At 73.0% G+C, this 19,556-nt stretch carries 16 protein-coding genes; 2 read left to right on the top strand and 14 right to left on the bottom strand.

Annotated elements, in window-relative coordinates:
• Nucleotide 1: 1 nt before the first annotated feature.
• From OHA21_RS22620 to OHA21_RS22610, 3 genes are all read right to left on the bottom strand, one after another.
• A complete protein-coding gene (locus tag OHA21_RS22620; protein WP_328476715.1) occupies nucleotides 2-397 on the bottom strand; it encodes a hypothetical protein in 396 nt (131 codons plus the stop codon).
• Between the two features lie 111 nt (nucleotides 398-508).
• Nucleotides 509-2,827: an FtsX-like permease family protein gene (locus OHA21_RS22615; RefSeq protein ID WP_328476713.1), complete on the bottom strand. Its 2,319-nt coding sequence runs from the start codon at nucleotides 2,825-2,827 to the stop codon at nucleotides 509-511.
• Nucleotides 2,824-3,573, bottom strand: a complete 750-nt coding sequence (locus tag OHA21_RS22610) for an ABC transporter ATP-binding protein (protein ID WP_328476711.1) — start codon at nucleotides 3,571-3,573, stop codon at nucleotides 2,824-2,826. Before OHA21_RS22610 ends, OHA21_RS22615 begins: the two co-directional genes overlap by 4 nt.
• 110 nt (nucleotides 3,574-3,683) lie before the next feature.
• Between OHA21_RS22610 and OHA21_RS22605 the strand changes: the two genes are divergently transcribed.
• Nucleotides 3,684-4,931 carry a sensor histidine kinase gene (locus tag OHA21_RS22605; protein ID WP_328476709.1) on the top strand — a complete coding sequence of 416 codons (1,248 nt, stop codon included), beginning with the start codon at nucleotides 3,684-3,686 and terminating at the stop codon, nucleotides 4,929-4,931.
• Nucleotides 4,928-5,581, top strand: coding sequence for a response regulator transcription factor (locus OHA21_RS22600; RefSeq protein ID WP_328476707.1), 654 nt, complete (start codon nucleotides 4,928-4,930; stop codon nucleotides 5,579-5,581). Before OHA21_RS22605 ends, OHA21_RS22600 begins: the two co-directional genes overlap by 4 nt.
• A gap of 326 nt (nucleotides 5,582-5,907) precedes the next feature.
• Here OHA21_RS22600 and OHA21_RS22595 read toward each other — a convergent pair whose 3' ends face one another.
• From OHA21_RS22595 to OHA21_RS22545, 11 genes are all read right to left on the bottom strand, one after another.
• The gene (locus tag OHA21_RS22595; RefSeq protein WP_328476705.1) at nucleotides 5,908-6,543 is read right to left on the bottom strand and encodes a hypothetical protein; all 636 of its coding nucleotides are present in this window, start codon (nucleotides 6,541-6,543) and stop codon (nucleotides 5,908-5,910) included.
• Nucleotides 6,544-6,641: 98 nt separating this feature from the next.
• Nucleotides 6,642-7,397: an ABC transporter permease gene (locus tag OHA21_RS22590; RefSeq protein WP_442875169.1), complete on the bottom strand. Its 756-nt coding sequence runs from the start codon at nucleotides 7,395-7,397 to the stop codon at nucleotides 6,642-6,644.
• Nucleotides 7,398-7,477: 80 nt separating this feature from the next.
• Nucleotides 7,478-8,458: an ATP-binding cassette domain-containing protein gene (locus tag OHA21_RS22585; RefSeq protein WP_328476701.1), complete on the bottom strand. Its 981-nt coding sequence runs from the start codon at nucleotides 8,456-8,458 to the stop codon at nucleotides 7,478-7,480.
• 58 nt (nucleotides 8,459-8,516) lie between these two features.
• The gene (locus OHA21_RS22580; RefSeq protein WP_328476699.1) at nucleotides 8,517-11,786 is read right to left on the bottom strand and encodes an AfsR/SARP family transcriptional regulator; all 3,270 of its coding nucleotides are present in this window, start codon (nucleotides 11,784-11,786) and stop codon (nucleotides 8,517-8,519) included.
• A 49-nt stretch (nucleotides 11,787-11,835) separates the two neighbouring features.
• On the bottom strand, nucleotides 11,836-13,215 hold the full coding sequence (locus OHA21_RS22575) for a GGDEF domain-containing protein (protein ID WP_328476697.1): 1,380 nt from the start codon (nucleotides 13,213-13,215) through the stop codon (nucleotides 11,836-11,838).
• The gene (locus OHA21_RS22570) at nucleotides 13,212-14,279 is read right to left on the bottom strand and encodes a glycosyltransferase (RefSeq protein WP_328476695.1); all 1,068 of its coding nucleotides are present in this window, start codon (nucleotides 14,277-14,279) and stop codon (nucleotides 13,212-13,214) included. Before OHA21_RS22570 ends, OHA21_RS22575 begins: the two co-directional genes overlap by 4 nt.
• Before the next feature lie 5 nt (nucleotides 14,280-14,284).
• Entirely contained in the window at nucleotides 14,285-15,232 is a 948-nt protein-coding gene (locus OHA21_RS22565; RefSeq protein ID WP_328476693.1) for a phosphodiester glycosidase family protein, read from the bottom strand.
• Between the two features lie 52 nt (nucleotides 15,233-15,284).
• Nucleotides 15,285-16,157 (bottom strand): helix-turn-helix domain-containing protein, encoded by an 873-nt coding sequence (locus tag OHA21_RS22560; protein WP_328476691.1) that lies wholly within the window; start codon nucleotides 16,155-16,157, stop codon nucleotides 15,285-15,287.
• Between the two features lie 163 nt (nucleotides 16,158-16,320).
• The gene (locus tag OHA21_RS22555; RefSeq protein ID WP_328476689.1) at nucleotides 16,321-18,102 is read right to left on the bottom strand and encodes a carbohydrate-binding domain-containing protein; all 1,782 of its coding nucleotides are present in this window, start codon (nucleotides 18,100-18,102) and stop codon (nucleotides 16,321-16,323) included.
• A 10-nt stretch (nucleotides 18,103-18,112) separates the two neighbouring features.
• Nucleotides 18,113-18,844 carry a polyphosphate polymerase domain-containing protein gene (locus OHA21_RS22550; protein ID WP_328476687.1) on the bottom strand — a complete coding sequence of 244 codons (732 nt, stop codon included), beginning with the start codon at nucleotides 18,842-18,844 and terminating at the stop codon, nucleotides 18,113-18,115.
• Nucleotides 18,841-19,440: a DUF4956 domain-containing protein gene (locus tag OHA21_RS22545; RefSeq protein ID WP_328476685.1), complete on the bottom strand. Its 600-nt coding sequence runs from the start codon at nucleotides 19,438-19,440 to the stop codon at nucleotides 18,841-18,843. Before OHA21_RS22545 ends, OHA21_RS22550 begins: the two co-directional genes overlap by 4 nt.
• Nucleotides 19,441-19,556: the final 116 nt, after the last annotated feature.

Here is a 19,556-nt window from a genome sequence, read left to right as displayed (position 1 = left end):
GTCAGCCCCTGAGGTCGGACTCCTCCTCGGCGTCCTCGGAGTCCGGGTCGTACTCCTCGATCTCCCAGTCGCTCTCCGACACCGGGTGCCGGCCGCTCCACCACAGGAAACCCGTGGTCAGAGCCAGGTTGAGCAGGGCCGGCCCGATGACGATCAGGTCGCCCACGGCGCTGTCGAACAGCTCGTACTGATTGTCGAGCAGGCAGACGAAGACCGACCACGGCAGTCCGAACGCGAGCAGGTAGAGGCCGATGAGCCCGGCCCCGATGTTCGCGTCCGGAGCGGACTCCACGGCGTCCTGTGCCGGACCGAGCCAGATGTAGACCACCGGCAACACCAGGACCGCCTGCACGGCGACCAGCGCCCAGAGCCACCTCCGGCGCGTGTCACTCCCCATCTTCCGACCCCTTTGGCTGAGCATTCGCTGAGAGCGATCGCGTCAGCCTAGAGGTTTTGTGCCGTCATCGGAGCCCCCCGATGTCGATCAGATTTCGGGGGGCTCTACCGATCACCGTCGGCGCAGGACCGGCACGGCCGCCGCGACCACCGCCACGACCGCGCAACCGGTGGTCACGGCGACGGCGGCCGGCCACGGGATCACCAGCGCGATCTTCTGGTCCAGTTCGGATTCGACGGCGGCCCGCACGCCGAGCAGCGAGACACCGGCGACCGCCCCGCCGAGCAGGGCGCCGACCACCACGGCCAGCAGTGATTCGGCCGACACGACCCGCAGGACCTGCCCGGTTCCGGCACCGGCGAGCCGGAGTGCGCCGAATTCTCCCCGTCGCGCGGCGGTCGCCATCAGCAGGGTGTTGGCCACCGCGATGCCGGTGTAACCGGCGGTCAGGCCGATCAGCGTCCACAGGAACAGGTCGACGAGCTGCCCCTCCTCGTCGATCTCCTGCCGGACGAACTCGGCGACCGTCATGGTGGTGGCGCCGGGGGCGGCCGTCGCGTCGCCGTCCAGGACGACCATCGAGGTCAGCGCCGCCGGGTCCCGTTCGCGGACCAGGTCGGCGGGGAACACCACCGGGGCGGGGGCTTTCCGGTCGATGGCGCGTACCGGGGTCTGTGACGTGCTGCCGTCCGGCCAGCGCACCGCGAGCGTGCTGCCGGCCTCGACGCCCAGCTCGGTGGCGGTGTCCCCGGCCAGGACCGCACCCGGCCCGGCGCCGGCCACACCGGCCGCGTAATAGCTGGTGAGCTGCCCACCATCGGCGATCAGGACCCGCGTCTCCAGCCGCGACTCGCCCGGCTGCCCGGCCACCGCGGCCGCGGTCAGGCCCGGCGTGCCGTCCGGAACCAGCAGGTTCGCCGCCGGGTACTCGGCGGCCTCGTCGATGCCGGCCGCGTCCTCGATGGTCGCGATGGTGCCGGTCAGCAGCACGGTCAGACCGACCGTGGCCAGCACCGGAGCGGCCGTCGCGGCGACCCGGCGGACCCCGGTCAGGGTGCCCTCGCGGACCAGCATGCCGATCGCGGTCCGGCGCACCGGCCAGGCCACCAGCCGCACCAGCGGGCCGATCAGCACCGGCGAGAGCAGGGTGGCGGCGCTGAGCAGCAGCATCGCGGCGCCCAGCCCGGCGGTGGTCTGCGCCTCCAGCGGCATCGACGGCATCGCCACCAGCAGCGCGCCGCCCGCCGCCGTTCCGAGCAGGCCGGACACCCAGCGGGACGCGGTCATCGCCCGCGGATCCACGGCCGCCTCGCGCAGCGCGTCCAGCGGCGGGACCCGGCTCGCGCGGCGGGCTGCCACGGCGACGCCGCAGAGCGCGACCAGCACGCCGAGTAACGCTGCGCCGAACACGGCGAGCGGCTGCCAGGTCACCGTGAACCCGGCCGGCTCCAGACCGGCGTCGACCATCGGGGCGGCCAGCAGCGGGGCGGTCAGCGCGCCCAACGGTGCCCCGACCAGGCCTCCCAGCAGGGCGATCAGGGTGGTTTCGGCGTACATCTGCCGTCGCACCTGACCGGGGGTCGCGCCCACCGCACGCAGCAGACCCAGCTCGCGCCGCCGCTGAGCGGCGCTCAGCGCGCAGGTCGAGGAGACCACGAAGATCGTGGCGAAGGCACTCAGCGTGACCAGCGCGATCAGCAACTGGGCGCCGATCCAGCGGATCCGGGTGACGTGCGTGGCCTCCAACTTGTCCCGTTCCGCCCCGGTCCGGACCGTGCCGGCCCCGCTGAGCAGGGCGCGCGCGGCATCGGCCACCTGCGCCTCATCACCGGTCACCGTCAGACCGATGAGGGGTACGCCCGGCGCGCGCCGAAACGCGTCGGAGTCCGCCACGTAGAACCCGGGTCCGTCCACAGTGCCGCTGACCGTCCACGACTCCGGCCCGGCCGCGGTCAGCACCTCGACCCGCGTGCCCGGGGCGACACCGGCAAGCGCCACCTCTCTCGTTCTGCCCGGCGCCTGCCCCGCCGTCAGCCGGTAGCCGCCGAGCTGCGCGGACGACCACGAGTGCCCGTCGACGCGGGCCGCTTCCGCGTCACCGGTCGCCCGGCCACCGGTCAGGCGCTGCACGTAGAACGCGGGATCGGGCACCGCCGCCGCGACCCCGGGCAGCTCGGCCAGCCGGGCCGCCAGCTTCGTCGCGTCCGCCGCCGTCCAGGGCGGGCGTTCCTCCTCGCCGTACTGATTCATGCCGACCGTCGCCGGCTGCACCAGCACCGGGGCGTCGTCGTAGCGGGCCGGCGCGACCGGCTGCGAATTCAGATGCAGGGTCGCCGAGCCGGCCAGCACCGCCACACCCAGCGCCACCGCGACGAACGTGCCGGCGAAACTCGCGAACCGGTGCCGCACCATCGCTACGGCCGCGCTCATCGGGTCACCGCTTCCAGGCGCGCGGTGTGCAGGGCGACCTGCTCCACGTCGACCGGGCCCTGCACGTCGTCGACCACCCGGCCGTCGGCCAGGAACAGCACCCGGTCGGCGTGCGCCGCGGCGAGCGGGTCGTGGGTCACCATCACGATGGTCTGGCCGTGCCGGTCCACCGCGGCCCGCAGCAGCCGCAGCACCTCCTTGCCGGAGGTGGCGTCCAGGGCGCCGGTCGGCTCGTCGGCGAAGAGCACCGCCGGCCGGGTGACCAGCGCCCGGGCGATCGCCACCCGCTGCTGCTGGCCGCCGGACAGCTCGGACGGCCGGTGCCCGGCCCGCTCGGCCAGGCCCACCTCGGCGAGCACCGCGCTCACCTCGCCCGGCGCCGGGCGCCGCCCGGCCAGGCGCAGCGGCAACGCCACGTTCTGCGCCGCGGTCAGCGCCGGCACCAGGTTGAAGGACTGGAAGACGAAACCCACCCGGGTACGGCGAAGCTTCGTCAAATTCCGTTCGCTGAGCCCTTCGACCGGCACGCCGTCGATCACCACCCGGCCCGAGCTGACCCGGTCCAGCCCCGCCGCGCAGTGCAGCAGCGTCGACTTGCCCGACCCGGACGGCCCCATCACCGCCGTGAACGTGCCCGGCTCGAACCGGATGTCCACCCCGTCCAGCGCGGCCACCGCCCGCTCCCCGGTGCCGTAACGCCTGGTCACCCCATGCAGCTCGACAGCCGCGGTCGTTCGTATCGTCATGCCCCTCAGCCAACCGCCCGGCGCGGCCGGGCACAGTCACGCGGACTCGACGATCAGGGGTATACCCAGCACTACCTACAGCCGGGAGGGTGGCCGGTAGCGTGCCGGGCATGGCCGTTCGTAACGCCTTGGAGGCGCTCACCCTGCGGCCCACGGTGTTCCTGCGTTCGGCCTGGCCGTGGCGGTCGCTGGCGTACCTGCTCGGGGGAGCGCTGATCGGTGCGGCGACCATCCTTGCGGTGGTCGGGCTGCTGCTTGCCGGAACCGTCCTGTCGGTGCTGGTCGTCGGCTTCGCCGGATACATCGCCACGGTCCTCTCCGGGATCGTGGTGGCCCGGGTGGAGCGGCGGCGGCTGCGGCTGGTGGACCTGGACGAGCTGCCGGACCCGCACCAGCCGCCGCCGCGGGCGGGGCTGCGCGCCTGGCTGAACCTGCGGTTGCGGGAGCAGGCGACGTGGCGTGAGCTGGGCTACGCGATGATCTCGGCGGGTGTGCTGTGCTGGATGGACGCGCTGGTGGTGGGCGGGACGGCGTACGCCGTGGCGGTCACGCTCGGCGGGCCGTACTTCATCAGCGACGAGCCGCTGTCGAACACGGTGTGGTTCACCCTGCTCGGGATTCCGTTGACGATCGTTCTCGCGTACCCGATCACCGCCTGGGCCGGGGCCCGCGCCGCGATGGCCCGGGCCATCCTCGCGCCGCGCACCGACGACACCGACGCCCGCCTGGTCGAGGTCACCCGGTCCCGGGCCCGGCTGGTCGACGCCTTCGAGGTGGAACGGCGCCGCATCGAACGCGACCTGCACGACGGCGCCCAGCAGCGGCTCGTCGCGCTCAGCATGCAGCTCGGCCTGGCCCGCCTCGAACTGCCGCCCGGCACGCCCGCCGCCGACTCCGTGGCGGCCGCCCACGATCTGGCCAAACAGGCCCTCACCGACCTGCGGGAGCTGATCCGCGGGGTGCATCCGCAGGTCCTCACCGACCGGGGCCTGGCCGCGGCCATCGGCGAGGTGGCGTCGACCGCGCCGCTGCCGGTCGACCTGAACGTCCGGCTGCCCGGGCGGCTGCCGGCGGCGATCGAGGTGACCGCCTACTTCGTGGTCGCCGAGGCGCTCACCAACGTGGCCAAGCACAGCGGCGCGCAGCGGGCCGCGATCCGCGCCTGGATCACCGACGGCCGCCTGGTCCTGGACGTCAGCGACGACGGCCGCGGCGGCGCCGATCCGGCCGGCGGATCCGGGCTGGTCGGGCTAGCCGACCGGGTCTCCGTGCTGGACGGGACCGTGACGCTGTCCAGCCCGGCCGGAGGGCCTACCCTCGTGCGCGTGGAGATCCCCGTGCCGTTCGAGCTGTCATGAGCGCGGCCCTGCGCGTCGTCATCGCCGAGGACGGCATCATCGTGCGCGAGGGCGTGGCCGGCATGCTGCGCCGGTTCGGGCACGAGGTGGTCGCTGCGGTCGGTGACGCCTCCGCCCTGCGGGCGGCGGTGGCCGAGCACCGGCCCGACATCGTGGTCACGGACGTACGGATGCCGCCCGGCTTCAGCGACGAAGGGTTGCAGGCCGCGATCGAGTTGCGCGCCGCCGACCCGGATCTGCCGGTGCTGGTGCTCAGCCAATATGTGGAGCAGACGTACGCCGCCGAGCTGCTCGACTCCGGCCGGGCCGCCGGGGTCGGCTACCTGCTGAAGGACCGGATCGGCGAGGTCACCGAGTTCGTCGACGCGCTCACCGCGGTGGCGGCCGGGCGCACCGTGGTCGACCCGGAGGTGGTCCGGCAGCTGCTCAGCCGGCGGCGGGATCCGCTGCACCGGCTCACCGCCCGCGAGCGCGAGGTGCTCGGGTTGATGGCGCAGGGCCGCTCCAACACGGCGATCGCCCGCGAGCTGGTGGTGACGGAGGCCGCGGTGGCCAAGCACATCGGGAGCCTGCTCGCCAAGCTGGACCTCCCGCCGGACGTCGACGACCATCGCCGGGTCCGGGCCGTGCTCGCCTATCTGCGTGGCTGACCGCCTGCGGGCCGCCTACCGCGTCGGGCGAGGAAGTCGCGGTAAGCGACCGGATACCGCTTGATTCGGCTGTTTGTCGGTTTTGGCGCAGCGGCCGATTCGGCAGTCTGTCGGAGCCATGGGTATGTGGGGACGGGTTCTGCCGATGCCGCCGCGAGCCGGCCCGGTCGGTCGGTCCGCGGCTGGCGCCCGTACCCCGACGGTTTTGGCGGTTGGTGGAAATCGGGCCGCAAGCGGTGAACCTGCCGTGCCCACCGGGGAGTACAGGAGATTGTCGTGGCGTGGGGCGATCGTGATGCCCGGAATCGTCCCGCGTCGCGGCCCTTTCAGTTCACCGCGACCGTGATGCCGGCCAGGATGCCGGAGGCGATGTCGTAGCGGTCGCGGGGGACGGCGTTGAGGATCGCGCCGGTGGTTGCTTCCGGGTCGTCGTCGTTCGGGGTCCGGGCTGTCGTCTGCTCCCGGTACGGCGGCAGGGCGGTGACCTGGGTGGTCAGATCCTCCGGGAAGTACAGCCGGCCGGTGTGTGCGACCGAGCGGCCGCCGGCGAGGTATCCGCCCAGGTGGACCTCGGCGCGGATTTGGACGGCCTGGCCGGGCAGCCAGCCGGGGTGGATCGTGCGGAATTCGGCGTACCCCTGGGGGTCGGTGGTCTGCGCGCCGCGCAGGAATTCGCCGTTGTCGGGGGCGATGTGCCGGATGTCGACGACCGCGCTGGCCACCGGGTCGCCGGTGAGGGCGCCGAGGACCCGGATGCGCAGCATCAGCGGCACGCCGGGGCGGTCGCCGGCGATGTCGCGGCGGACCAGTTCGAGCGGGAGCTGCTGGGAGCGGGCGGTGCCGGCGGGGGTGAGCAGCAGGGAGTAGGGCAGTGCGGGCCGGGCCGGGAAGTCGGCCCGGCGTGCGCCCGGGAACGTGGTCTCTTGCCTGGTGATGACCGGTCCGGTCGCGTCGTTCCGCACTGCCTACCCCCGCTGTTGATCAGTTAAATGATCTTTGCAGGGCAACAAGCAATTAGTGCTGTTTTAGGCGTTTTTGTCCTAAGGCTGCCGGCCCGGCCTCAGTTGCCCAGCTTGCGATAGCGGCGTACGGCCAGCGGCGCGAAGATCACAGTCAGCACGATCGGCCAGGCCACCGCGAGCAGCAGCGCATGCTCGGTCGGCCAGGAGTCACCGGCCAGCCCGGGATTGCCGAACAGCTCGCGGATCGCCGTGGTGGTCGCGGACAGCGGGTTCCACGCCGCGATCGTGCCCAGCCAGCCGGGCATCAGCTCCGGCGCCACGAAGATGTTCGAGACCGCGCTCAACGGGAACGCCAGCGGGAAGACGATCGTCGCGACTGTGTCCGGGTTCGGCGCGATCAGCCCGAGCGTCATGCCGACCCAGCTCAGCGCCAGCCGCAGCAGCAGGAGCAGACCGACCGCGGCCAGCATGTTCCCGATGCCGCGGTGCCACGTCCAGCCGACCAGCAGCCCGCACGCCACCAGCACGGTGGTCTCCAGCAGGGCGCGCGCCTGGTCGGCGATCGCCCGGCCGGTCATCAGCGCGGACCGGGCCACCGGCATCGACCGGAACCGGTCCACCACACCGCGCCCGACGTCGGCGGCGATGCCGGTGGCGGTCGCGCCGATGCCGTACAGCATGGTCATCACGAAGACGCCGGGGAGCAGGAACTCCCGGTAGCTCCCGCCGCCGGGCACCTGCATGCCGCTGCCGAAGACATACCCGAAGACCAGCACGAACATGATCGGCAGGCTGAAATAGATCACCAGTTCCTCGGGCGCGCGGATCACGTGCCGCAGATAGCGGCCGGTCATCACCCGGGCATCCAGGAAGGCGCGGCGCCGCCGGGCCGGGGAAGCCACGGTACGGGTGACCGGCGTTTCGGTGATGGTGGTCATCGGTTCTCCTCCGTCGCTGACGCCTGGGCGGTGTGGCCGGTGAGGTGCAGGAACGCCTCGTCGAGGGTGGGGCTGTGGATGCCGACGTCGGCCACCGCGATCCCGGCGTCCTGCAGCGCGCGCACCACCGCGGTCAGCGCGGCCACCCGGTCCGCGACCGGAACCCGCAGCCGCCGGTGATCCCGGTCCACGTCCGGCGCCGTGCCGGTGATCCGGGTGACCAGCGCCGCCGCGTCGTCGAGCCGGTCGGCGTCGCGGACACCCACCTCGAGCCGGTCCGCGCCGATCGCCGCCTTCAGCTCGCCCGGGGTGCCCTCGGCCACCACCCGGCCGGCGTCCACCACCGCGATCCGGCCGGCCAGCTGGTCGGCCTCCTCCAGGTACTGGGTGGTGAGCAGCACGGTCGTCCCGTCGGCGACCAGGCCGCGGACGGTGTCCCAGACCTGGTTGCGGCTGCGCGGGTCCAGCCCGGTGGTCGGCTCGTCGAGGAAGAGCACCTGCGGGCGGCGGATCAGGCTGGCGGCCAGGTCGAGCCGGCGGCGCATGCCACCGGAGTACTGCCCGGCCGACCGGTCGGCGGCGCCGGCCAGGTCGAAGCGTTCGAGCAGTTCGTCGGCGCGGCTGCGGGCCTCCCCGGCACTCAGGTGGTGCAGGCGGCCGAACAGGATCAGGTTCTGCCGGCCGCTGAGGATCTCGTCGACCGCGGCGTACTGGCCGGTCAGCGCGATCCGGTCGCGGACCACGTCGGGCCGGCGGGTGACGTCGGCGCCGGCCACCTCCGCCCGGCCGGCGTCGAAGCTGAGCAGAGTGGACAGGATCCGTACGGCGGTCGTCTTGCCCGCGCCGTTCGGGCCGAGCAGACCGTAGACGGTGCCGGCCGGGGCGTGCAGGTCGAATCCGTCCAGGGCGGTGGTGCCGTTCCCGCCCCGATAGCGTTTGCGCAGCCCTTCGGCCACGACCGCGGATGTCGTCGTCATGCGCTGAGCCTGGCCCGGCCCACTGACCGTCCACGCACCGCGCGCTGACGGCCGCCGGTCAGCCGGGTCGTGCCTGCAGAAGGGTGTAGACCTCGGCGGTGGACAGGGCGGCGCCGCGGGCCACGGCGGCGGCGTACGCGTCCGGGCCGAGCTTTTCGCGGGCGTCGGAGGCGACCCGCTCGGCCAGTTCGGAGCCCTCCATGTCGGGCCGCAGGCGCAGGGCCAGGACCGTGCTGAGCAGGGTGGCGGCCCCGGCGGCGTCGCCGTCGGCCAGAGTCAGCGTGGCCAGCCGGTCGATCGCCTCGGCCATCACCTGGAAGCCGAGCATCCCGGTGCGGACCGTGAACACCTGCCGGTAGCGATCGGCCGCGGTCACCGGGTCGCCGGTGGCCTCGGCGATCCGGCCCAGCACCACCAGGATCGCCATCCGGGTCCCGTCGGCGCCGTACCAGCCGTTCGGGCACGCCTCCAGAGCCGCCTGGCAGCGGCGGACCGCCTCGGCCAGATCGTTGCGGGTCAGGGCCACCGTGCCCAGGCCGAGCAGGGCGGCCGCGACCAGTTCGGGGGCGCCGCAACCGCGGGCCAGTTCGGCGGAGCGGGTGAAGTCGTCGGCGGCGCCGGCCAGGTCGCCGGCGCTCATCCGGCCCTCGCCGCGGCCGCGGAGCAGGTCGGCGACGTCCACCGTGGAGCCGAGTTCCCCGGCGAGCCGCAGCGCCTCGTCCATCGGCTCGATCGCGCCGGCCGCATCACCCCGCCAGATCGCCATCTCCGACATCCCGGACAGGGCGAGCATGGTGCCCCAGCGTTCGCCGAGCCGGCGGAACCCGGCCAGCGCGGCAGCGAAGTCCCGCTCGGCCTCGTCCACCGTGGCCCCGGCGAAGATCAGCATCCAGCCGCCGCCGATGCCGCCGAGCGCATGGCTCCACGGTTCACCGCCGAGCTTCGACCGCAACCGGTGGTTGAGGGCCACGACCTCGCCGGGTGCGGCGTCCGGCGGGCCGACCGCCATCGCCGACAGGTAGAGCAGGAACGGCTGGGTCGGCGGCTCGGTGAGCGTCATGATGAACTTCGCCCAGCGTGGCGCGGGTGGCTCGGCGCCACCGAGGGTCGCGTTGAGCACGCAGAGGGCGTACTCCTCGGTGAGTCCCGGCGGCGGCTCGGCGCCGGTGTCGCTCAGCACCCGCCGGGCCAGCTCGGTGGCCTCGGCGCGCAGCCCGCGCAGCCACCAGTAGAAGGAGAGCGCGGAGACCAGGCGCAACGCCGAGCCGGCGTCGCCGGCGGCCGAGGAACGCCGCAGCGCGGCGTGCAGATTGTCGCGGTCGGCGTCCAGCCGGTCCAGCCAGACGAGCTGTTCGGCGGTACGCAGCCGCGGGTCAGCCGTCCGCGCCAGGCCGACGAAGTACGCGGCGTGCGCGCGCCGCATCTGTTCCTGCTCGCCGGATTCGGCCAGGCGGTCCGCGCAGTACGCCCGGATCGTCGCCAGCATCCGGTAGCGGTCCCCGTCGCGCTCGATCAGCGACTTGCCCACCAGGCCGGTGAGGATCTCGACGCTGTCCGGCCCGGATCCGCAGATTTGCTCGACGGCGTCCAGTCCGGCGCTGCCGGCGAAGACGGTGAAGCGGCGGGCCAGGACCCGTTCGGGTTCGGTGAGCAGGTCCCAGCTCCAGGCGACCACGGCCTGCAGCGTCCGGTGCCGGGGGTCGGCGGTCCGGCTTCCCCGGGACAGCAGCCGGAACCGGTCGTCGAGGCGGGCGGCCACCTCGACGACCGGCAGGGCGTGCAGGCGGGCGGCGGCCAGTTCGACGGCGAGCGGCAGGCCGTCGAGCATCCGGCAGATCTGGTGGACCGCGGCGGCGTTCTCGCGCGTGACGGCGAAGCCGGGGGAGACGTCGGCGGCGCGGTCGGTGAACAGCCGGACGGCGGGGAAGTCGTGGCCGGCGGCGCCGTCCGGGGGCACCGGCAGGCCGGAGACCGGGATCAGGGTTTCACCGGTTATGCCGAGGGGTTCCCGGCTGGTGGCGAGGATGCGTACCTGCGGCGCGGCGGCGAGCAGCCGCCCGGCCAGGGTGGCGGCCGCGTCGACGACGTGCTCGCAGTTGTCCAGCACGAGCAGGAGCCGCCGGTTGGCCAGGGCGGCGACCAGCCGGTCGGTGGCGGCGGGCGGTTCGGCGGCGACGGCCTGCCGGTCGGTGAGGCCGACGTCGCGCAGGCCCAGCGCGCCGAGGACCGCCCGGGGCACGTCGTCGGCGCCGGCGGCGGCCAGCTCCACGAAGCAGGCGTCGCCGTCATGGCGGCCGGCGGACTCGGCGGCCAGCCGGGTCTTGCCGGCGCCGCCCGGGCCGTGCAGGGTGACCAGCCGGTTGGTGCCGAGCGCGGCGGCGACCCGGTTCAGCTCGTCGTCGCGCCCGATGAAGCTGGTCAGCTGGGTGGGCACCCCGAGGCGGACGGGACCGGCCGGTTCGGCAGGACCCGGCACCGGCGGCGATGGCGAGGGGCCGGACCGGGCGGCCGGCGGCGGGTGCGGCCGTGCGGCAGCCGAAGCCGGCGGAGTGGCGGTGCCGCGCAGGATCGCGGTGTGCAGGGCGGCCAGCTCGGGGGACGGGTCGGCGCCCAGCTCCTCGGCGAGGGTTCGGCGGGCTTCCTCGTACGTCGCCAGGGCTTCGGCCGGACGGCCGGCCGCGACCAGGGCGCGCATGAGCAACCCCCGCGGCCGCTCGCGCAGTGGATGCGCGGCAACCAGCGTGCGCAGCTCGGCGATCGCGTCGCCCGGCAGCGATGCGGGCGGCCCCGGAAGTCGGCTCCCGTCGCCCGGAGGCACCGGAGAGCCGGTCCGGCGCAGCTGGGCCTCGTGCCGGTCCTCGGTGGCGCTCAGGTGCAGTTCGGTCAGCCGGTCGGCGTGGACGCCGGCGAACGGCGCGCCGCGCACATCGGCCAGCGGCTCACCGCGCCACAGCGTCGCGGCCTCGTCCAGCAGCTTCGCGGCCCGGTCCGGGTCACCGGCGGTGAGGGCCTGCCGGCCGGCCGCGGCGAGGGCGGCGAAGCGGTGGGCGTCGACGTCGTCCGGTTCGACGGCGAGCCGGTAGCCGGCCGGGCCGAGCTCGACCGGCAGCGTCTGGCGCAGCCGGGACACCTGCGACTGCAGCGCGTTGCCGGCGCCGGCCGGCGGATGCGTGCCGTAGAGGCCGTCGATCAGCCGTTCGATGCCGACCGGGCGGCCCGCCTCGAGCAGCAGCATGGCCAGCAGGGCCCGCAGGCGGGGGCCGCCGAGGGGGATCGGCCGCCCGTCGGGGTGCTCCGCCCGGAGCGGACCCAGGATGCCGAACCGCATGCCGACGATTGTGACTGTTCGGAATACGCGGCCGACACCCCGGTCGGGGTCAGGCGGCGGCGGAGGCCGGGAGCTGGTCGGCGCCGTCGGCGGCGGCGACCCGGTTGCGGCCGGCGTTCTTGGCGGCGTACAGGGCGCGGTCCGCCGCGAGCACCAGCTCGTCGGTGGTGGCCGCGGCCGGCATGCCGGCGATGCCGACCGAGACGGTGACCCGGGACAGCCGGTCCGGGCCGACCGCGATCGGCGCGGCGCCCACCCCGCGGCGGACCCGCTCGGCGATCTCCCAGGCCTGCTCCGGCCCGGTGTTCGGCAGCAGCACGGCGAACTCCTCGCCGCCGTACCGGGCCACCACGTCGCCCGGGCGGATCAGCTCCTGCACCCGGTGGGTGACCTCGACCAGCACCCGGTCGCCGCCGTTGTGGCCGTACGTGTCGTTGACGTGCTTGAAGTGGTCGATGTCCAGCAGCAGCATGCTCAGCGGCTGTTCGTGCCGTTCCGCGCGGGCGCCCTCGTTGCCGAGCGCCTCCTCGAAGTAGCGGCGGCTGCGCAGACCGGTCAGGCCGTCGGTGATGGCGGCCAGCCGCTGCGCCCGGACCAGGCCGGTCATCCGGACCAGTACGAGCAGGAAGAGCACGTTGCAGACCGCCGCGGCGGCGACCACCTGGGCCTCGCGGCCGTTCGCGACCTGGAACAGGATCGAGGTCGGCGCGATCATCGCGGCCAGCGCCAGGATGACCAGTCGCCCGGTGGTGGCGTCCGGGGTGGCCGCGTTCGACTCGCTGACCAGCTTCGGGGCCGACGGGTGCAGCATGGCCGCGGCGAACAGGAAGCCCGAGGCGATCCAGAGCGCGTCCAGGTAGTTCGCCACCTGGTAGGTGCCGTTGAGGGTCTGGATGCTGTACACCGTGTCCGGGTAGAGCACCAGGCCGAGGTAGCCGCCGATCAGGCGCAGCGATACCGACCGGGGCCCGGCGCCGAGCATCAGCCGGGCGCCGACCGCGACGATCGCCGCGTCGATGGCGCTGGCCCCGTCCCAGCCGGGGGTGCGGCGGCGGATGATGAGCAGCAGGCCGACCGCCATCAGCGGGTAGGCGGCGAGGTAGAACGCGTCGGCGACGCCCGGGTAGGGCACCTCGTCGTTGACCAGCGCCTGGAAGTAGAAGATGACGTCGGCGGCCACGCTGACCAGCGACGACGCCGCCAGGAAGAGCGCGGCCCGGCGCAGCACGGGGTGGCGGCGGGCGGCGTACAGGCAGCACAGCGCGGAGACGGCGTTGGCGCTGACGTAGAGCGCCATCTGGGTTCCGGGCGACACGTCCAGGCGGACCAGGGCGTAGTACGCGGCGATGACGATCGGGGCGGCGGCCAGGCAGAGGTGCCAGGCCGCGATGCGCCGGGTCAGCACGGCGGAACTCGAGGCGCTGCTCATGAGACAAGGCTGCGGACCTCCGGGTGTCGGCCGGATGCGGCCGGGTTGCGATTCAGGCGCGGGTGGGCGAAGACGTACGCCCGTTGCAGCGCGAACCCGGCCAGGAAGAGCCCGAACTCGGTGACGACCTTGCTCACCACCAGCGATCCGGTTGCCGTGGCCAGCAGTTGCAGCAGCAGCACGTTCGCGGTCAGCGAGGTCAGGGCGAGCGCAACGTAGCGCGGCGCCGCCTGCCGGTGCGGGATCCGGGCGCCGCCGCGGAAGACCGCTCCCCGGTTGACGGTGTAGTTCAGGGTCGCGCTGACCAGGCGGGCGGCGACGGCCGAGGCGGCCAGCTCCCCGGTCCACGTGACCAGCCCCGCGAGCAGCGCGGCGTCCACCGCGAAGGCCAGCAGCGACGACCCGGCGAAGGCGAGCAGCGGCCGGTAGATCCGGGCCGAGTCGCGCAGCGGCCGGAAGTGCGACGATCTGTTGCCGTCGAGGTAGACGGTGGCGATCTCGACCTCCTCGATCGGCATCCGGTCCCGCGCGGCGCGCAGGAGCAGGCGTAGCTCGTACTCGAACCGGTCGCCGGGCACCTCGCCCAGCGTGCGCAGCATGCGGGCCGGATAGCCGCGCAGCCCGGTCTGGGTGTCGGTGACCGCCAGGCCGGTCGCCAGCCGGAAGAACAGCCGGGTGGCGGCGTTGCCGAAGCGGCTGCGGGCCGGCACCGGCCCGGTGAAGCGGCGTACGCCGAGCACCATCGCCGCATCACCGGTGCCGACCCGGGCCGCGACCGCCTCGATGTCCTCCGGCCGGTGCTGCCCGTCGCTGTCCGCGCAGACCACGTCCTCGCCGGGGTGGCGGGCCCCGATGTGCGCGAAGCCGGTCTTCAGGGCGAAGCCCTTACCCCGGTTGTGGTCCAGCGTGACGATCTCGGCGCCGGCCAGGCGCGCTTCGGCGAACACCTCGGCGTACGCGTGACCACTGCCGTCGTCGACCACGACCACCCGGTGCCGGCCGAGCCGGTGGACCAGGTCGGCGAGCCGGCCGTCCGGCTGGTACGCGGGAATCAGCACGATCATGACGATCAGCCCGCGACGTACAGGATGTCGCTGGTGCCCCGCTCCTGACCTTTGCCGAGCGGGTTGTTCACCAGCCCGCCCTGGAAGATCATCGCCGAGGATCCGCCCCCGTCGAGGTTGTAGGCGACGTCGGCGCCGCGGTCGGCGAAGATCTGCGCGAACTCCGGCATGGTGACGCCCCGGCTGTACCCCTGGCTGCGCCCGTCCACCACGATGAACAGCAGGTGGTTGGCGTCGATCAGGCCGACCCCGGTACGCGGCTGGTTGCCCTGCACCGAGTGGTTGCCGAAGTTCGTGTCCACCTCGACCTGGTCGATGCCGCTGATCACCGTGCCGTTCTCGACCAGCCCCGGCCCGAACGACAGCGTGTTCCACACCCCGGCGGCGAGCAGCTTCTCCGCGGTGGTGCTGGTCTCGTCGTACAGCGAAGCCGATCCGTCGGCGTAGAACGCCAGGCCCTGCCGCGCCCCGGAGTCGCGGAACGCCACCCCGTTGCGGATCACGATGCCGGTGTCCCGGAACCCGTAGTAGTCCCCGTTGATCGCGAGCACCGCGTTCACCGAGGCGGCGATCTGCGACGGGTCGGCGATGATGTTCTCGCCGAACTGGTCGTTGGCGAAGGCGGACCGCACGATCGTCGCGTCGCCGACCCGCACGTCCGCGACGAAGTAGGTCACCTGGTCCGACCCGGATCCGGTGACCACCTTCTCGATGGCGATCGTCGCGGTGTCGCTGGTGTATCCGGTCGCGGTCGCCGTGCCCGAGGCGTCGGCCTCGGCGGCCACCACGTTCGTCGCGGTCAGGGCGGAGGCGCCGGACACCTCGACGTGGTCGAGCACATACCGGTCGAGGGCCCAGCCCCCGCCGGCGCCGGCCGCGGCCAGCAGACCCAGACCACCGGCCAGCAGGCCACGTCGGCTGATCTTGCGAGTTTCGCTGTTGAAGCTGTTCACACTCGGAAGTGAAGCGGCGGAGCTTGTGCGGGATCTGTGCCCCGACTTGGCGTTACCCGTCCAGCTCGGCGAGCAGCTTGCGCAGGAACGTCGGCGTCCGGCTGGGGTGCTCGGCCTCGATGAAGAGCCGGCCGATCGCCGCCGCGTAGTGGTCGACCTCTTCGCGCTTCTCCAGGTAGAGACCGCTGGTCAGATGCTCGATGTAGACCACGTCGGGCAGTTCCTGATGCGGGAAGCGCAGGATGCTGAACGCGCCGCCGGCCGCGGCGTGCCCACCGGACTCGAACGGCATCACCTGCAGCCGCACGTTCGGCGAGTCGCAGGCGGCGATCAGCGACTCGATCTGCTCGCGCAGCACCGCGCGGCCGCCGATCGGGCGGCGCAGCACGGCCTCGTCGAGGACGGCCCAGAGCCGGGGCGCGTCCGGGCCCTCGAGCACCTGTTTGCGGGCCATCCGCAGTTTGGCGCGCCGGTCGATCTCGCCGGGGGAGGCGTTGTCGTGGCCGAGGCGGATCACGGCCCGCGCGTACGCGTCGGTCTGCAGCAGACCGGGGACGAACTGCACCTCGTAGGTCCGGATCAGCTCGGCGGCCTGCTCCAGGTCGAGGTAGTTCTGGAACCAGTTCTCGAGGACGTCGCCGTACGCCTGCCACCAGCTGGGCGCGTTCGCCTCGCGGGTCATCGTCAGGACCCGGGTGTGTTCTGCGGGGTCGTCCACCCCGTACAGCTTCAGCAGGTCGGTGACGTCGCGTTCCTTGAAACTGACCCGGCCCAGCTCCATCCGGCTGATCTTCGACTCGGAGCCGCGGATGTGATAGCCGGCCTGGTCGCGGGTCAGCCCGGCGGCCCGGCGCAGGGCTCGCAGGTGCGCGCCGAGCTGGAGCCGGCGGACTGTCGCGCCGCCGGACTCGTGGTCAGTGCTCACCCGGGCCTCCCCGATCAGGGATCTTGCAGCCGCCGGATGGGTCCTTTGTGGAACCGCCGGCCGGGATTCCTGGTCAGCTTACCCATGCCTGAACCGGAACAGTCACGTACCCGATCGACGAACAGCCCCCGGCGCGTCGCCGGGGGCTGCTGGCCGGGCATGATCAGCGCGGGCCGCGGCCACCGCCGCCCGCCGGGGCCTCACCCGCAGTGACCGTGGCGACCTTCGTGGCCGACCCGAGGGAGCCCTCGGCGGCCAGCCCACCGGTGCTCGCGCCGCCGGCCGAGCCGCCGGAGTAGACGGTGTACTGCTCGCCGGACGTGATCGCCGACGACGAGTAGACGATGTTCTGCATGCTCTTGCTGGTCACGTAGGTGGCCACCACGTCCCCGTCGGCGTTCACGATCTGCAGGGTGGTGTCGGCCGCCACGGTGCCGTCCAGGGTGACGGAGAGCCAGCCCTGCGGCGAGTCGGTGCCCGGCGCGACCACCATGCCGGAGCTGCCGGACGCCAGCAGCACACCGCCGCTGATCGTGAAGGAGCCGTTCACGTCGAGCGCGCCGTTGCCGCCCTGCTGCGGGCCGTTGACCACCACGGTGCCGCCGGTGATCGTCGCGGTGCCGTTGGAGTCCAGGCCGTCGCCCTCCGAGTTGATGACCAGAGTTCCGCCGTTGACGGTGACGGAGAAGTCGCCGACCTCGCTCCCACCGCCGCCCGGGCCGCCGCGCTGGCCGGTCTCAGCGGTGGACGTTCCGCCGGCGCCGTTGATGCCGTCGTCGCTGGAGGTGACGGTCACGGTGCCGTCGTTGAGCACGAAGTCGGCTGCTTCCAGTCCCTCGACCGCCGCGGTCACCTCGACGCTGCCGCCGTCGACGATCTGTTGTCCCTCCGCGTGCACCCCGTCGTCGCCGCTGGCCACGGTGACCTCCGCGCCGGCGAAGTGGATCGCGCCGTCGCTGTGCACCGCGTCGTCGGAGGCGTCCACCGACGCGGCGCCGCCCTCCAGCACGGTGATCACGCCGGACTTGAGGCCCTTGGCGCTGGTGTCGTCGCTCGGCTGGACGCTGTGCCCGCCGCCGGCGGTGACCGTGATCGTTCCGCCGGTGGTGACGATGTCGGTGACCGCGTCGACCCCGTCGCCCTCGGCCTCGATGGTCAGCGTGCCGCCGGCCACCGACACGTAGCCGGAGTCGGCGTCCTCCTCGTTGTCGGCCTTCACGCCGTCGCCGCCTGCCGTGACGGTGATCGTGCCGCCGTTGACCACCACGTAGTCCTTGCCGCGGATCCCGTCGTCCTTCGCGGACACCGTGATCGTGCCGGACTGGATGAGCGTGCCGTCCTTGCTGGCGATGCCGTCGTTGCCGTTTCCGGTCACGGTCAGCGAGCCGTCGCCGGTGACGGTCAGATCGCCGGCGCTGAACAGGGCGGCGTTCACGTCGGCGTCCTCGGCGTACGACGAGGTGTCAGCCAGCCTGTTGGTGCTCCCGTCGGCGAGCTGCACCACCAGCTCACCGGCTTCGGTGGCGGCGATCGCGGCGGTGGTCGAGCTGGTGATGTCGACCCCGTCGAGGATCAGCGTGACGGTGGCGTCCGGCGCGTTGACGACGATCTGGCCGTCGGTGAGGGTGCCGCTGATCCGGTAGGTGCCGGCCGCACTGATCGTCACGGTCGAGCCGTCGATCGTCACGCCGTCCGCGGACGACGAGGCGGAGTCGCCGGCGAGGGTGATCTCGGCGGCGGCGGAGGTGTCGACGGTGGCCGCGGTGTGCGCGGTCTTGTTGGCGGCCAGCACCGCAGCGGCGCTCTGTGTGCCGTCCACGGCCGAGGCGCTCACCGCAGTCGTCGCGGCGGTGGCGGCGGTGGTCTGGTCCGACGAGCCGCTCCCGCAGCCGGCCAGAAGCGAGACGGCGAGCACGGCGGCGACGACCTTCTTACGAATTCTCATGGTGGGTTCCTCAGCGGGTGAAGTGGCGGCGCAGCACGGGGTGCCACCGGTTGGCGGGCAGGTCGGGGCGCAGGGCGGCGAGGCCGGTGGCGTACTTAGAGATCGAGCAGGGGCGGTGACCGAGCGACCAGAGCAGCCGGTCGACGTCGGAGGCGGCCCGGGCGGTCTTGGTCTCCACGATCACCGAGTGCGGCATCCGTACGGTCGAGCCGTCCGGCAGCATCCAGGCGAGATCGGTGTCGACGGTGACCCGGCTGCCGGTGGACGGGACGTACAGCGTGCTGCGGCGGTAGTGGGTGGCGAGCACCGGGCGGAACTCGTGCGCGTCGGCCGGGATGCCGGCGCCGGCGAGCACGTCCTGGCACTCCGCGCCGAGGTCGGTGCCGTTTCCGGCGTACGCAATCCGCTCTTTGATCGTCAGTCCGCGGGAACCGCGGGTCTTGATCTCGAGAAACTCCAGGCCGCTGTCCAGGTAGGTGCGGATCCGGACCTTGAAGCGGCGCCGGCGGCGGTGGGCCGCCGCGAGGTAGGCGTCCAGGCCGGCGGTGTCGAAATAGACCGACCGGTACGCGAAACCGCGCCGTCCCTCGATCTCCAGCATCCGCACGCCGGCCGGCATCAGGTCGAGCACGCCGGGCAGCTCGGTGGCCGGGATCAGGTACTTGCGGTCCAGCCGGGTCAGCAGCGCCGCCTCGCCGACCAGGTCGTCCAGCGCGATCGGCGCGAAGGTCCGTGCGCTCATCCGGCGTTCACCCGCTGCACCTGCGGGCTCGGCTCACGCCGCACCCGGCCGGCCGGCGCCGCGACGTAGCGGACGTCGACCAGGGTGCTGTCGTTGACCAGGTCGACCTGCTTGACCACCAGGCCCATCACCTGGCCGCCGAGCAGCGTCTCCAGGTGGGTACGCAGCGCGTCCTCGTCGGTGTACGCCACATCCAGCCGCAACTGCTGATTGCGGTAGCGGCGGAACAGCGACGGATGGTCACCGACGTAGAGAGCCGCCACCACCAGCAGCATCAGGCCGCCGGACAGCAGGTCCGGGGTGCCGCCGAGCCCGGCGATCAGGCCCAGTGCGAGGGCGGCGAAGTAGTAGGCGATCTCGTGCTGGGCAATCTCGTCCGACCGGAGCCGGATGATCGAGAGGACGCCGAACAGGCCGAGGCCCAGCCCGGCCCCGACGGTGGTGGAGCCCAGCACGATCGCCACCGCGAGGACGCCGATGTTCACCCCGAGGAACGCGGCGACCAGGTCGCGGCGGCGGTGCCGGGGGAAGTAGACGCCGAATGTCAGCAGGGCGATCGCGGTCAGGTCCGCGGCTACGGCGAGCAAGGTGTCCAAGAGTCTGTCCTTCAGCGGGAGTTCATCAGCTGTTCCCATTGAGGGGTCGCTTCCTGTTCACCTCCTGTGAAGCGGCTTTGCGGAGCCCGTTTCTTAGCGAACATTTACGGTCGTCC

The organism is Actinoplanes sp. NBC_00393, from assembly GCF_036053395.1.
In the GTDB taxonomy this organism is placed as follows: Bacteria; Actinomycetota; Actinomycetes; order Mycobacteriales; family Micromonosporaceae; genus Actinoplanes.
This window is presented reverse-complemented; position numbering and strand designations above follow the sequence as displayed.